16 protein-coding genes are annotated in these 14,112 nt (G+C 62.7%); 12 read left to right on the top strand and 4 right to left on the bottom strand.

The window, feature by feature from the left end; genetic code table 11:
- Positions 1 to 8: 8 nt before the first annotated feature.
- The 3 genes from L630_RS0108750 to hemB all read right to left on the bottom strand — a co-directional run bounded on the left by L630_RS0108750 (position 9) and on the right by hemB (position 2,465).
- Entirely contained in the window at positions 9 to 770 is a 762-nt protein-coding gene (locus tag L630_RS0108750) for an arginyltransferase (protein ID WP_024847882.1), read from the bottom strand.
- Positions 771 to 881: 111 nt separating this feature from the next.
- The gene (locus L630_RS0108745; RefSeq protein ID WP_024847881.1) at positions 882 to 1,352 is read right to left on the bottom strand and encodes an RDD family protein; all 471 of its coding nucleotides are present in this window, start codon (positions 1,350 to 1,352) and stop codon (positions 882 to 884) included.
- A gap of 81 nt (positions 1,353 to 1,433) precedes the next feature.
- Positions 1,434 to 2,465 (bottom strand): porphobilinogen synthase, encoded by a 1,032-nt coding sequence (gene hemB / locus L630_RS0108740; RefSeq protein ID WP_024847880.1) that lies wholly within the window; start codon positions 2,463 to 2,465, stop codon positions 1,434 to 1,436.
- A 110-nt stretch (positions 2,466 to 2,575) separates the two neighbouring features.
- On the opposite strand from hemB, the gene L630_RS0108735 reads away from it, so the two are divergent.
- The 11 genes from L630_RS0108735 to L630_RS0108685 all read left to right on the top strand — a co-directional run bounded on the left by L630_RS0108735 (position 2,576) and on the right by L630_RS0108685 (position 13,479).
- On the top strand, positions 2,576 to 3,004 hold the full coding sequence (locus L630_RS0108735; protein ID WP_024847879.1) for a DUF6163 family protein: 429 nt from the start codon (positions 2,576 to 2,578) through the stop codon (positions 3,002 to 3,004).
- A gap of 146 nt (positions 3,005 to 3,150) precedes the next feature.
- On the top strand, positions 3,151 to 3,666 hold the full coding sequence (locus tag L630_RS0108730) for a winged helix DNA-binding protein (RefSeq protein WP_024847878.1): 516 nt from the start codon (positions 3,151 to 3,153) through the stop codon (positions 3,664 to 3,666).
- A gap of 229 nt (positions 3,667 to 3,895) precedes the next feature.
- Positions 3,896 to 5,146, top strand: a complete 1,251-nt coding sequence (locus L630_RS0108725; protein WP_024847877.1) for a L,D-transpeptidase family protein — start codon at positions 3,896 to 3,898, stop codon at positions 5,144 to 5,146.
- A 157-nt stretch (positions 5,147 to 5,303) separates the two neighbouring features.
- Complete coding sequence (gene glyA / locus L630_RS0108720; protein ID WP_024847876.1) at positions 5,304 to 6,617, top strand: serine hydroxymethyltransferase; 1,314 nt, start codon at positions 5,304 to 5,306, stop codon at positions 6,615 to 6,617.
- Positions 6,618 to 6,651: 34 nt separating this feature from the next.
- Positions 6,652 to 7,116, top strand: coding sequence for a transcriptional regulator NrdR (nrdR, locus tag L630_RS0108715; protein WP_024847875.1), 465 nt, complete (start codon positions 6,652 to 6,654; stop codon positions 7,114 to 7,116).
- Between the two features lie 6 nt (positions 7,117 to 7,122).
- Positions 7,123 to 8,238, top strand: coding sequence for a bifunctional diaminohydroxyphosphoribosylaminopyrimidine deaminase/5-amino-6-(5-phosphoribosylamino)uracil reductase RibD (gene ribD / locus L630_RS0108710; protein WP_024847874.1), 1,116 nt, complete (start codon positions 7,123 to 7,125; stop codon positions 8,236 to 8,238).
- Positions 8,238 to 8,855: a riboflavin synthase gene (locus L630_RS0108705; RefSeq protein ID WP_024847873.1), complete on the top strand. Its 618-nt coding sequence runs from the start codon at positions 8,238 to 8,240 to the stop codon at positions 8,853 to 8,855. The genes ribD and L630_RS0108705 overlap by 1 nt, the downstream gene beginning before the upstream one ends.
- A 118-nt stretch (positions 8,856 to 8,973) precedes the next feature.
- Complete coding sequence (locus L630_RS0108700; RefSeq protein WP_024847872.1) at positions 8,974 to 9,429, top strand: 6,7-dimethyl-8-ribityllumazine synthase; 456 nt, start codon at positions 8,974 to 8,976, stop codon at positions 9,427 to 9,429.
- Between the two features lie 2 nt (positions 9,430 to 9,431).
- Positions 9,432 to 9,938: a transcription antitermination factor NusB gene (gene nusB, locus L630_RS0108695; RefSeq protein WP_024847871.1), complete on the top strand. Its 507-nt coding sequence runs from the start codon at positions 9,432 to 9,434 to the stop codon at positions 9,936 to 9,938.
- Positions 9,935 to 11,161, top strand: coding sequence for an MFS transporter (locus L630_RS0108690; RefSeq protein WP_024847870.1), 1,227 nt, complete (start codon positions 9,935 to 9,937; stop codon positions 11,159 to 11,161). The genes nusB and L630_RS0108690 overlap by 4 nt, the downstream gene beginning before the upstream one ends.
- A gap of 179 nt (positions 11,162 to 11,340) precedes the next feature.
- Positions 11,341 to 13,479, top strand: coding sequence for a sodium-translocating pyrophosphatase (locus tag L630_RS0108685; protein WP_024847869.1), 2,139 nt, complete (start codon positions 11,341 to 11,343; stop codon positions 13,477 to 13,479).
- 70 nt (positions 13,480 to 13,549) lie between these two features.
- Here the strand turns inward: L630_RS0108685 and L630_RS22810 are convergent, their stop codons facing one another.
- Positions 13,550 to 13,702, bottom strand: a complete 153-nt coding sequence (locus tag L630_RS22810) for a hypothetical protein (protein WP_156941755.1) — start codon at positions 13,700 to 13,702, stop codon at positions 13,550 to 13,552.
- Between the two features lie 116 nt (positions 13,703 to 13,818).
- Here L630_RS22810 and L630_RS23140 point away from each other — a divergent pair, with 116 nt between their 5' ends.
- On the top strand, positions 13,819 to 14,100 hold the full coding sequence (locus L630_RS23140; RefSeq protein ID WP_024847868.1) for a PepSY domain-containing protein: 282 nt from the start codon (positions 13,819 to 13,821) through the stop codon (positions 14,098 to 14,100).
- Positions 14,101 to 14,112: the final 12 nt, after the last annotated feature.

Here is a 14,112-nt window from a genome sequence, read left to right as displayed (position 1 = left end):
GGCTGGTGCTAGCCGGCGTTGTCGGGATCGAACCTCTCCCAACCGCGCGGACCAAGGTGCTCCTGCGGCTCGAAGCGGATCTTGTACGACATCTTGCGCGAGCCATTGACCCAGTAGCCGAGATAGATGTGTGGCAGGCCGGCTGCGCGCGCCCGGTTGATGTGGTCGAGGATCATGAAGGTGCCGAGCGAGCGATCCTCCATGTCCGGGTCGAAGAACGAATAGACCATGGACAGACCGTCACTCATCCGGTCAGTGAGCGCGACGGCGATCAACTCGCCTTCACCTTCGCCGGTGATGAAGCTGTCCGGGCCACGACGGCGGTACTCGATCAGCATCGTGTCGACGTGGGTGTCCTCGACCATCATCGCGTAGTCGAACACACTCATGTCCGACATGCCGCCGCTGCGATGGCGGCGGTCGAGATAGGTGCGAAAGAGGGAGTACTGCTCGGTCGAGGTCTCCGGCAGCTTGGCGCAGCCGATGAGGTCGCTGTTGCGCGCAAGCACGCGCTTCATGTTGCGGGTCGGCTTGAACTCGTCGACGAGGATGCGCACCGACACGCAGGCCCGGCAGGTTTCGCAGGCTGGCCTGTACGCAATATTCTGTGAGCGGCGGAAGCCGCCCTGAGTGAGGAGGTCATTCAGTTCAGGAGCGCGATCACCCACCAGATGGGTAAAGACCTTCCGCTCCTGCTGTCCCTCGAGATAAGGGCAGGCAGCCGGGGCGGTGAGGAAAAACTGGGGGGATTGCGTCGTCTGATGCGTCATGGCTTCTGGCAGGTGTCCCAACCAAGGGTACACCTGAATAAGCTCGTCTGACGGGCTAAAAAGTCAAACGAAAAAGTTTGAAACGGTATCGTCAGCCGAGCGGTGGCCGGCTTAACGATCTGAGCGGGCAACGACGGTGCCGAGCAGCAGGTCGTGGACCGTGCGCTTGCGCTCGAGGAAGAGCGTTGCGAGAAGGATGAGCGGCGTCAGGATCGCGTTGCCGGCCCAGAACAGGACGGTGTGAACGATCGCCAGCATGCCGTCGACACGACCGCCGTCCAGCCGCTCGAGGCGGATGTTCATCATCCGCATGCCGATGGTGGCCTGATCCGGGCCGCCTAACGTCTTCCAGACGTAGATGAGCGCGACGGCGGGGCCGAGGATGGCAAACAGCATCCAGCCGAGCCCAAGGGTCAGCAGGCCAAGCAGGAACACCAGGATCCCGAACGGGATCAGGAGGAGCCCGATAATCAGATAGTCGATCAGGAAGGCGAAGACGCGCCGCGTCCGCACTCCGTCATAGACACGAATATCATCGAGGCGGTCGTTGATGATCTCGCCATCAAGCGTTCGGCTGTTCATTGAGTCTTCCCTCATCATGCCTGTCAGGTGGTGTGGCAGGACGCCGATTTCAACCGAACGCTGAAAGTGCAGGGCTGATTGTCAGCCCTGTTGCTTGAGCAGTTCCGCGACGCGCGGCGCGAAGTAGGTGAGGATGCCGTCGCAGCCGGCGCGCTTGAAGGCGAGCAGCGACTCCAGCATCGCCTTCTCGCCATCGATCCAGCCATTGGCTGCGGCCGCCTGGATCATCGCGTATTCGCCCGACACCTGGTAGGCGAACATCGGCACGCGAAGCTCCTGCTTCAGGCGGTAGATGATGTCGAGATACGGCATGCCGGGCTTGACCATCAGCATGTCGGCCCCCTCGACGAGATCCTGCTCTGCCTCTCGCACGGCCTCGTCGGAATTGGCGTGGTCGATGTAGTAGGTCTTCTTGTCGCCCTTGAGCAGGCCGAGCGTGCCGATAGCCTCGCGATAAGGACCATAGAAGCACGACGCAAACTTGGTCGCGTAGGACATGATGGCGACGTCCTGGAAGCCGGCGCTGTCGAGCGCGTCGCGAATGGCACCGATGCGGCCGTCCATCATGTCCGACGGGGCGATGATGTCGGAGCCTGCCTCGGCCTGGCGGATCGCAGCCTGCGCGACCTGCTGGACCGTCTCGTCATTGACGATGATCCCGTTGCGCAGGATGCCGTCATGGCCGTGGCTGGTGAACGGATCCAGCGCCACGTCGGTTATGATGCCCATCTGTGGCACCGCGGCCTTGATCGCGCGGGTGGCGCGGTTGATGAGGTTGTCCGGGTTGAGGATTTCCGAGCCGGTCTCATCCTTCAGCGCCCCGTCGACCTGAGGGAAGGTCGCGATCGCCGGGATGCCGAGCTTGGCGGCATGCTCTGCCTCCTTCACCGCCTCGTCGACCGACATGCGGAAGACGCCGGGCATTGCTTCCACCGGCTCGCGGCGCTTTTCGCCGTCCATCAGGAAGATCGGCCAGATCAGGTCATCGACGGTCAGGCGGTTCTCCTGGACGAGGCGGCGCGACCAGTCGGCCTTGCGCATGCGGCGCAGTCTTCTGGACCCGGTAATCTCGTCAACGGTGCGGGCCGAAGAGCGGAAAGGAGGAATGTTCATGGCAGGGACTCCAGTTTCCGCGCTTCTAACATGGGGATTGCCGCCGGGCCAATTGCTTGCAGATCAAACCTGCTGCCCTATGCTGCATGGCGAATCTGACGGGAGAGAGCATGCCGGTTACGAACGAGTTCTTCGAACGCACGCCAACCTATGCGTCGACGCTTGAGCTCGCCTGGCAATGGTTTCTTCGTGTCGTGGCTGCCTGGAGCCTTATCCTCGGCATTCTCTATTGGGTGCGGCTGATCGGCTTCTATGACGGCGCCGAATGGCGCTTCGACCTGATGCCCGTTCACTGGCAGGTGGCCGCAGTGGCGCTTGCCGTCCTCTTTCCCTTCGCGGCCAGCGGCCTGTGGATGCTCGCGTCGTGGGGGCCGGTCATCTGGTTTTTGTGCGCGGCGATCGAGTTCGGCATGTATCTCGGCTTCCCGCGCCTGTTTGGATTTCACCTCGAAATCCTGATCGCTCACGGCATCGTTGCGATCATCTACTGCGCCTTCCGCGCGGTCTTTTTCCTCAAGGCACGCAAGCAGTCAGATTAACTGCGCATTAGTCCTGTCTGCCTGTTTCGCCCGGTAAGCCCCTGTTAAGCCTGCGGTTTAAGTCGAATTTTATACGTGTTCGATATGGTCGGGCCAAGGTGAGAACAAAAAAGAAAATCACCAGGCGTCAAACAAGAGGCAAGACCATGATGACTTCCCGTCAGGCGGCGAAGCCCGCGGATAACCATGAAGATCGCAAGGATGCTATCCGGAATCTTTATCTGGAATCTTTGCAGCTGGTGGAAAGACTGCACCGTCGTCTTCTGGACGTGATCAAGGACGAGTTCGACCGCAACGGCCGTTCGGACATCAACGCGATCCAGGCTCTTCTGCTCTTCAACATCGGCGATGCCGAGCTGACCGCCGGTGAACTGCGCACCCGCGGCTACTATCTCGGCTCGAACGTGTCCTACAACCTGAAGAAGCTGGTCGACCTCGGCTTCGTCAGCCACCAGCGTTCGCGCATCGACCGTCGTTCGGTCCGTATCAGCCTGACCGAGAAGGGCCAGGAAGTGGCCGAGATCGTCGGCCGTCTCTACGAGCGCCACGTCGGTTCGATCGAGCAGGTCGGCGGCATCAACGCGGACGAGTTCAAGCAGATGAACCGCGCCCTGCAGCGTCTCGACCGCTTCTGGAACGACACGATCGCCTACCGCATGTAATCCGAACGGTCATCCGGCGCTCTCGAAACCGCGTGTGCTCCGGCGCGCGCGGTCGCGGCGTTTCAGCCGCCGCCACGTTCCCGCCATAAAAGCATGGGACCGGAAGCTACGCGCATCGTTAATGAATTCGGCTACTGTTTGGGCTATCTTAACCCTGTTGCCGCAATATGCGTGAGTGGTGCCGCAGGCCTTCGCCGCGGCGAAAATTTCGAGTGCCGGGACCAACTCAATGAAGACATCTCGTCGTACCTTTATCCGGGTCGTGGGCGCAGGGGCTGCCACGGCAGCACTCGCAGCGCCGGCGATGGCCCAGAGCGTCATTGACGAAATCCTGTCCTCCCATTCGCGCGCAACCTGGGACGACCAGTTTGATGCGCGCCCGACGGCGCAGCCGGGCAGGGTGGTTTCCACTTCGCCGGTTTTCAGTCAGCAGACCGTCGCCTATGTCGAGCAGACGATGGCGCACTACCAGAACATCGTTGCCAATGGCGGCTGGCCGATCGTGCCGAGCGGGAAGGCTCTCAAGCTTGGCGTGGTCGATCCTGACGTCGCGGTTCTGCGCCGCCGCCTGATGATCTCGGGCGATCTGGCCGAATCGGCTGGCATTTCGAACGCCTTCGACTCCTATGTCGACGTTGCCCTGAAGCGCTTCCAGACGCGCCACGGCCTGCCAGCTGACGGGGCGACCGGCCGCTACACCTATGCGGCGATGAATATTTCAGCCGACATCCGCCTCGGCCAGCTGCAGACGAATCTCGAGCGCCTGCGCAACATGCCGGACACGTCCGGCCGCTTCGTGATGGTGAACATTCCGGCTGCCGAGATCGAGGCCGTCGAGAACGGCCGTGTTGCTTCGCGGCACGTCGCCGTCGTCGGCAAGATCGACCGCCAGACGCCACGCCTCACCTCGAAGATCCACGAGATTAACCTCAACCCGTACTGGAATGCGCCGGAGTCGATCGTTCGCCGCGACATCATCCCGCTGATGCGCAAGAACCCGAACTACCTGAAGGAAAACAACATCCACATCCTCGGGCCGAACGGGGAGGTCGATCCGCTGTCGATCGACTGGAACACGGAAGAGGCGGCGAAGCTCCGCTTCCGCCAGGATCCGGGCCGCATCAACGCGATGGCGAGCACGAAGATCAACTTCCACAACCCACACGCGGTTTACCTGCACGACACGCCGCAGCAGAGCCTGTTCAACGGCCTCGAGCGTTTCCACTCGTCGGGTTGCGTGCGCGTCCAGAACGTGCGCGACCTCGTCGTCTGGATCCTCAAGGAGACGCAGGGCTGGGACCGCCGCCGTATCGAGCAGACCATCCAGACGGAATCGGACGTCAAGATCCCGGTGGCCAATCCGGTGCCGATCCACATGACCTACGTGTCGGCATGGGCGACCGACCAGGGCGTCGCACACTTCCGCGACGACATCTACGGGCTCGACGGCGTGGACGCGTTGCAGATCTCGACGCTCTGACGAAAAACAATTTCCGGAATGGCCGCCTCGGGGCGGCCTTTTCATTTGTGGCGCAAAGCCGCAATCAAATTTCGCGGTCGTGCATGGTCGCACCACGGGAAGTGTGCTAATCGCGCCGCATCCAACGCCACCCCAAGTAAGTCCGAAGGACAGGTCCATGGCCATTGCTTCCGCAGCGTCGGCAGATGCTTCCGCTTTCTTCACCCAGCCGCTCGAAGAGCGCGATCCGGAAATCTTTGCAGCAATCCGCAAGGAGCTCGGTCGTCAGCGCGACGAGATCGAGCTGATTGCCTCGGAGAACATCGTCTCGCGCGCCGTTCTTGAGGCCCAGGGTTCGATCCTGACCAACAAGTATGCGGAAGGCTATCCGGGCAAGCGCTACTACGGCGGCTGCCAGTTCGTCGATATCGTCGAGGAACTCGCCATCGAGCGCGCCAAGCAGCTGTTCGACTGCAAGTTCGCCAACGTCCAGCCGAACTCGGGCAGCCAGATGAACCAGGCCGTGTTCCTGGCGCTGCTGCAGCCGGGCGACACCTTCATGGGCCTCGACCTTAATTCGGGCGGTCACCTGACCCACGGCTCGCCGGTCAACATGAGCGGCAAGTGGTTCAACGTCGTCTCCTACGGCGTCCGCAAGGAAGACCAGCTTCTCGACATGGACGAGGTCGAGAAGAAGGCGCACGAGACCAAGCCGAAGCTGATCCTCGCCGGCGGCACTGCCTACTCGCGCATCTGGGACTGGAAGCGTTTCCGCGAGATCGCTGACGCGGTCGGCGCTTACCTTATGGTCGACATGGCGCACATCGCCGGCCTCGTCGCGGGTGGTCAGCACCCGTCGCCGCTGCCCTACGCGCACGTCGTCACCACCACGACCCACAAGTCGCTGCGTGGTCCGCGCGGTGGCATGATCCTCACCAACGATGAGGAAATCGCGAAGAAGATGAACTCGGCCGTGTTCCCCGGCCTGCAGGGCGGCCCGCTGATGCACGTCATCGCCGGCAAGGCGGTTGCGTTTGGCGAGGCGCTAAAGCCGGAGTTCAAGACCTACGCGAAGAACATCGTCGACAACGCCAAGGCGCTGGCTGCCGCTCTCAAGGAGACTGGCCTCGACATCGTCTCGGGTGGCACCGACAACCACCTGATGCTGGTTGACCTGCGTCCGAAGAACGCCACCGGCAAGCGCGCCGAGGCGGCTCTCGGCCGTGCGCATATCACCTGCAACAAGAACGGCATCCCGTTCGACCCTGAGAAGCCGTTCGTGACCTCGGGCATCCGTCTCGGCACCCCGGCGGGCACGACCCGCGGCTTCGGCACCGCCGAGTTCACCCAGATCGGCCACATGATCTCGGAAGTGCTTGATGGCCTGAAGGTCGCCAACTCCGACGAAGGCAATGCCGGCGTCGAGCAGGCTGTGCGTACCAAGGTCGAGGAGCTCTGCGCACGCTTCCCGCTCTACCCCTATCTGGGGTAAGCCTACGGCTACCAAGATTCGTCGGGGATGAGCGATGCGCTGCCCATACTGCCAGTCTGAAGACACGCAGGTAAAGGATTCCCGCCCCGCAGAAGACGGGGCGGCGATCCGCCGGCGCAGGGTCTGCCCGGTTTGCGGCGGTCGCTTCACCACCTTCGAGCGCGTGCAGCTGCGCGATCTCGTTGTCATAAAGAAATCGGGCCGCAAGGTCCCCTTCGACCGCGACAAGCTGTTGCGGTCGATGGAAACGGCGGTGCGCAAGCGCAACGTCGATCCGGAACTGCTGGAGCGTGCGGTTAGTGGGATTCAGCGACAGCTCGAGAGCTCCGGCGAAATCGAGATCAATTCCGGCGATATCGGCCGGCTCGTGATGGATGCCTTGAAATCCATCGATGACGTTGCCTATGTGCGCTTCGCCTCGGTCTATCGCAATTTCCGCGAGGCCAAGGACTTCCATGATGTCCTCGGTGAACTGCGAGGCGACGAAGACGAGGAATAGGTGCCGATGGCGGCAAGTTCGCGCAGTGAGGCAAGCGAGGCCGACCGTCGGTTCATGGCTGCTGCGATCAGGCTGTCGCGGCGCAATCTTGGTCTGACTGCTACCAATCCCTCTGTTGGAACGCTCATTGTCCGCGACGGCGTCATTGTCGGTCGAGGGGTGACCGCGCTGGGCGGACGCCCGCATGCCGAGCCGCAGGCTCTCGCCGAGGCAGGCGAACTTGCGCGTGGTGCGACGGCCTACGTGACGCTTGAGCCCTGCGCGCACCATGGCCGGACGCCGCCCTGCGCGAACACGCTGGTGACGGCAGGTGTTGCTCGTGTTGTTGGGGCAGCAAGCGATCCGGACCCCCGCGTTTCCGGTAAGGGCTACGCCATTCTCCGCGCTGCCGGCATCGAGGTCGTTGAGCGCGTACTGGCTGAAGAAGCCGTCGACGCGATGGCCGGCTACCTGACTCGTTCCATGAGCCGTCGGCCGGAAGTGACTCTAAAGCTTGCGGTTTCCGCCAACGGCATGATCGGTAAGACGGGAGAGGGCCAGGTGGCAATCACCGGCCCGCAGGCCCGGGCCCAGGTGCACGTGATGCGCGCCGAGTCGGATGCCATTCTCGTCGGCATCGGCACTGCGCTTGCGGATGATCCGGAACTGACCTGCCGACTGCCCGGGCTTGAGGCGCGTTCGCCGATGCGCATTGTGCTCGACCGTTCGCTTCGGCTGCCGGTTGCGTCCAAGCTGGCGCGTACGGCGCGCGAAGTGCCGGTGCTGGTTGCAACCTGCAATGAGGCGGGCGATCCCGAACGCCGCGATGCGCTTGCGGCAGCGGGCGTCAGCTTCATGGCAGCCGAAACCTATGACGGCCGCCTCGCTCTGCCGGAATTGCTGGAGGATCTCGGCTCGCAGGGCGTCTCGACGCTGATGGTCGAGGGTGGAGCAAAGACTGCCCGCCAGTTCATCGACGAAGACCTTGTCGATCGTATTGCGCTATTTTCGGGCGACGTGACGATCGGCGAGGGCGGTATCGCTTCGCCCATCACGCGCGACACCGTGCCGGAAGGTTTCCGGCTCGTGCGCACCGCGCGCTACGGCAATGACGACTATCTTGAATTTGTGAGGGTACGCTAATGTTCACCGGTATCGTGACGGACGTTGGAACCGTGGCTTCCGTCTCGCCGCTGCCGGAAGGCATCCGGCTGCGCATTGCGACCTCCTATGATCCGAAGACCATCGACATCGGCGCCTCGATCGCCTGCTCGGGCGTGTGCCTGACGGTCATCGCGCTTCCCGAGGCTGGCTCGAACGAACGCTGGTTCGAGGTGGAAGCCTGGGAAGAGGCGCTGCGGCTCACCACGGCATCCTCCTGGAAGCCCGGCACACGCATCAATCTCGAGCGCGCGCTGAAGATCGGCGACGAACTCGGCGGCCACATCGTATCGGGTCACGTCGACGGTCGGGCAGACATCGTGGGCCGTAAGGAGGAGGGCGATGCCGTGCGCTTCACCCTCGAAGCGCCGCGCGGGCTGGCACGTTTCATTGCCCCCAAAGGTTCGGTTGCCCTCGATGGCACTTCACTCACGGTCAACCATGTCGACGGTACAAGATTTGACGTATTGTTGATTCACCACTCGCTCTCCGTGACGACCTGGGGCGAGCGGCAAATTGGCGACCGGGTCAACATTGAAATTGACACAATGGCCCGCTACGCCGCGCGTTTGGCCGAGGCCGTCCGGCGGGGCCTGTAACCACTTCGATCCTGATCAAGTTGAAGCATTGCGCCCAGTGCAATGCTCCAGCGTCAATGTACCGCTTGCTAAGGGGCCTGCTTCGGCCTAAGTCACCGAACAATCTCCGGAGTATCGCATGACCACGACCACCCCGCCCCGGCTCCTCATTGTTGAGGCGCGATTCTACGACGATTTGTCTGACGCCCTGCTCGAAGGGGCGAAGGCCGCGTTGGACGCGGCTGGCGCCCAGTATGATGTTGTCACCGTCCCTGGCGCACTTGAAATTCCTGCTGCCATTTCGTTCGCGCTCGATGGCGCTGAGAACGGCGGCACCGATTATGACGGCTTTGTCGCGCTCGGCTGCGTTATTCGCGGCGAGACCTACCATTTCGACATCGTCGCGAACGAGTCCTGCCGCGCGCTGATGGACCTCGCCGTCGAGGAATCGCTGGCGATCGGCAACGGCATCCTGACCGTCGAAAACGATGAGCAGGCATGGGCTCGCGCAAGGCGCAGTGAAGGCGACAAGGGTGGCTTTGCAGCGCGCGCTGCACTGACCATGATTGCCCTGCGCGAGCGATTTGGAGCTTAAGCGTGGCTCCGAAATCAAATACCCCCAAACCGGGCACGCCGCGTCCGGCCAACAAGCGCGGCGTCGCACGTCTTGCCGCCGTGCAGGCCCTCTACCAGATGGACGTGGCCGGTAGCGGTGTCCTCGAGATTACGGCCGAGTACGAGCAGTTCCGCCTCGGCAAGGAAGTCGACGGAGCGCAGTACCGTGAGGCCGATCCGCAGTGGTTCCGCGCCATCTTGTCGGGCGTCGTCGAGAACCAGAAGATCGTCGACCCGGTCATCCGCCAGGCACTGACCGACGACTGGCCGCTGTCGCGCCTCGATTCCACGCTGCGTGCGATCCTGCGCGCCGGTGTCTACGAGCTGATGAAGCGCGAGGACGTGCCGGTTCCGGTCGTCGTCTCCGAATATGTCGACATCGCCAAGGCGTTCTACGAAGAGGAAGAGCCGAAGCTCGTGAACGCGGTTCTCGACCGTGTTGCCCGCCGTCTGCGCGGCGAAGGGCGGGGCAAGGATCCTGAGGCGTGACAACACGACCGGTCTATGACGAAGCGGCTGCGCGCCGCGCGGCGATCATCTTCGCTTCGTCACAGGCCATTGTCGGCTCCGCCGCACCCATCACCATCTCGATAGGCGGGCTCGCCGGCTACTACCTGCTCGACGCGGACAAGTCGCTGGCGACGCTGCCGGTGACCGGCTTCACGCTGGGCGTCGCCGTCGGCGCGATTCCGGCCGCGGCCCTCATCAAGGGCCTTGGTCAGCGCGCCGGCTTCATGCTCGGCACCAGCGTTTCCGCGCTGGGCGGCGCGCTCGCGACGCTCGCCCTGTTCGAATCCTCCTTCTGGCTGTTTGCGCTGGCGCTTGCCATCATCGGTCTTGGCGGCGCCTTCGTGCAGCAATTCCGCTTTGCAGCTGCAGACAATGCGCCGCCGCCGTTCAAGGCGCGCGCGATCTCCTTCGTGCTAGCCGGCGGGATCATTACGGCCATCCTAGGGCCGCAGATCGTCATCTTCACACGTGAGTTGCTTGCGCCGGTAATGTTCGCCGGCTCGTTCGCCTCGATCGTCGTGCTGGCAGCGGTCGGTGCTGTGATCCTCTCCTTTCTGCGCGCCCGGGACACGATCTCCCACCACTCGGTGGCTCAGGAGGGCCCCGCCCGGTCGCTGGGGGAAATCATCCGTCAGCCGCGCTTTGCTGTCGGCCTACTGTGCGCTGTCGGCACCTATGCGCTGATGAGTTTCGTCATGACCGGCGCGCCGATCGCCATGGTCGGCTGCGGCTTCACCCCTGACGAGGCGACGCTCGGCATCTCCTGGCACGTCATGGCCATGTACGCGCCGAGCTTCTTCACTGGCCGGCTGATCAGCCGGTTCGGCTGCGAGAAGATCATCGCGTTCGGGCTCGTGCTCCTGCTCGGCTGCGCCATAGTTGGCCTGTCCGGCATTCAGCTATGGCAATTCTGGACGTCGCTGATCCTGCTCGGCCTCGGCTGGAACTTTGGCTTCATCGGCGCCACCGCCATGGTTGCCAACACCTACCAGCCGAATGAAAAGGGTAGGGCGCAGGGATTTCATGACTTCGTCCTGTTCGGCGTCGTCGCCGTCGCCTCGTTGTTGGCGGGATTCGTCTACAACGCCTGGGGCTGGGAAATGCTGAACTGGCTGACCTTCCCGGTGATCGCAATCTGCTTTGTTGGCCTGCTGGCGCTGCATCAATTGTCCGGTTCAAAACCAGCAGTTGAAAGCAATTGATCAAGTAGTAGATCAGCAACGGTCCGCGAAAAAACTACAAAACACGTACACTAGCTTGACGTCTGCATAGCCGTTTCGCACTCTGCGCGCGGAAGGCAGGAGTCCTTTCGGGGTTTCTGCCTCTTCAAACCCGGCCCGGGGAGGGGTTTTTCGGGCCATCAAGTGAGGAAATCCGCGAAATGACCATGCTTTATGTCGTCATTCTGTGCGGCTTGCTTTCTGTGGTCTATGCCGTCTGGGCAACGCAATCGGTTCTTGCGGCAGACCAGGGAAATGCTCGCATGCAGGAAATTGCCGGCGCAATCCGCGAGGGGGCGCAGGCGTACTTGAATCGTCAGTACACCACCATTGCCATCGTCGGCGTCGTGGTCTTCCTTCTTGCCTGGTGGTTGCTTTCGGGAGCGGCAGCCATCGGCTTCCTGATTGGTGCGGTCCTGTCCGGCGCAGCCGGCTACATCGGCATGAACGTGTCGGTGCGCGCTAACGTCCGTACTGCCCAGGCGGCCTCGGGCAGCCTGTCAGCCGGCCTCGACATCGCCTTCAAGGCAGGCGCCATCACTGGCATGCTGGTGGCTGGCCTCGCGCTGCTTGGCGTTGCGGTCTACTATTGGGTGCTGATCGGCCCTGCCGGCTATTCGCCCTCGGACCGTGCCGTCGTGGACGCACTTGTGGCTCTCGGCTTCGGCGCCTCGCTCATTTCGATCTTCGCCCGACTGGGAGGCGGCATCTTCACCAAGGGTGCTGACGTCGGCGGCGACCTCGTGGGTAAGGTGGAAGCCGGTATTCCCGAAGACGATCCGCGAAACCCGGCGACGATTGCCGACAACGTCGGCGACAACGTCGGTGACTGCGCGGGCATGGCCGCGGATCTTTTCGAGACCTATGCGGTGACGGTTGTCGCCACCATGGTTCTGGCCGCGATCTTCTTCGCCGGATCGGAAATGCTCGCCTCGGTGATGCTCTATCCGCTCGCAATCTGCGGCGCCTGCATCGTCACCTCGATCATCGGCACATTCTTCGTCAAGCTCGGCGCCAACGGCTCGATCATGGGTGCGCTCTACAAGGGCCTGATCGTGACGGGTCTTCTGACGATCGTCGGCGTGGCGATTGCAAACCAGTTCACCATCGGCTGGGGCGAGATCGGCGTTGTCGCGGGACAATCGATCACCGGATCGAATCTCTTCATCTGCGGCCTGATCGGCCTCATCGTGACCGGTCTGATCGTGGTGATCACCGAGTATTATACAGGCACCAACAAGCGGCCGGTGAACTCGATTGCCCAGGCGTCGGTGACAGGCCACGGTACCAACGTGATCCAGGGTCTCGCCGTCTCGCTCGAATCGACGGCGCTGCCGGCGATCGTGATCGTCGGCGGCATCATCGCGACCTTCCAGCTTGCTGGCCTGTTTGGCACGGCGATCGCGGTCACGACGATGCTCGGCCTTGCAGGCATGATCGTCGCGCTCGATGCCTTCGGCCCCGTGACCGACAATGCCGGTGGTATCGCCGAAATGTCGGGCCTGCCGCCAGAGGTGCGTCACTCGACGGACGCGCTCGACGCGGTCGGCAATACGACCAAGGCGGTCACCAAGGGCTATGCAATCGGCTCAGCGGGCCTTGGCGCGCTGGTGCTGTTTGCCGCCTACTCCTACGACCTCGAGTATTTTGCCGCCAATAGCGAACGCTACCCGTATTTCGCGGGCATCGGCGACATCTCGTTCTCGCTGTCGAATCCGTACGTCGTCGCCGGCCTGATCTTCGGCGGCCTGATCCCGTACCTGTTCGGCGGCATCGCGATGACTGCGGTTGGCCGTGCGGCAGGCTCGATCGTGGAGGAAGTGCGCAAGCAGTTCCGCGAGGATGCGGGCATCATGGCTGGGACTTCCAAGCCCAACTACGCCCGCGCGGTCGACATCCTGACGAAGGCTGCGATTCGCGAGATGATCGTGCCGTCGCTGCTCCCTGTGCTGGCCCCGCTCGTCGTCTATTTCGGCGTGCTGATCATCTCCGGCTCCAAGGCCTCGGCCTTTGCCGCGCTAGGCGCTTCGCTGCTTGGCGTGATCATCAACGGCCTGTTCGTCGCCATCTCGATGACCTCGGGCGGCGGCGCGTGGGACAACGCCAAGAAGTCATTCGAGGACGGCTTTACCGACAAGGACGGCGTCAAGCACCTGAAGGGCTCCGACGCGCACAAGGCCTCCGTGACCGGCGATACGGTCGGTGATCCCTACAAGGACACGGCAGGCCCCGCCGTGAACCCGGCGATCAAGATCACCAACATCATGGCGCTGCTGCTTCTGGCAGTCCTCGCGCACTGATCGGGCGATGACACACGAAGGGCCGCGGATTCACTACCTCGGCCCTTTTTGATTTCGCTTCCGATTCGCCTCAGGGCAGGCGAGATCCGGGGAAGGGACGATCCGCTTCTCTCCGCCACCGATCTGGCGAAGCGATCAGGGCCACCGGCCGCCGCTGCTGATTCTCTTTCATGATTACGTAGCCAAGCCAGGTCAGGCCGCCGAGGAATAACAGTTTCAGCATCTGCGCTCTCCTTTCGTCCCCCAACTCCCGCGAGGCAGCCGAGGTTCCTCTTCGGAGACAGGGAACGCGAAACACTTTTTGCCGTTCCACTCCCGCAACCTAGAGGAGAGAACGTCATGCTCAGGAAACTGATACTCGCGGCAGGCCTGGCACTTTTCACCACTGCGGCCGGCTACGCCCAGGGGCAGGCGCAGGCGCCGGCAAACACCGCCAGCTCTGACTTGCGTAAGCCGTCGGAGATCCTCCTTCTCATCGAGAAGCGCCCCGATTTCGCACGGCTGGAGGAGATGAGTTGGGACGACGACGGCTACTACGAGATCGTCTACCGCACCGGGGACAAGGCGCGGGTAGAGATCAATATCGACGCGAGAACCGGCGAACCCGTTGATGGGCGCTGACGCTGCGGTCTT

This window comes from Aminobacter sp. J41 (genome assembly GCF_000526635.1).
In the GTDB taxonomy this organism is placed as follows: Bacteria; Pseudomonadota; Alphaproteobacteria; order Rhizobiales; family Rhizobiaceae; genus Aerobium.
Note: the sequence above shows the minus strand (reverse complement) of the source record. Positions and strands in the feature narration are given on the sequence as shown.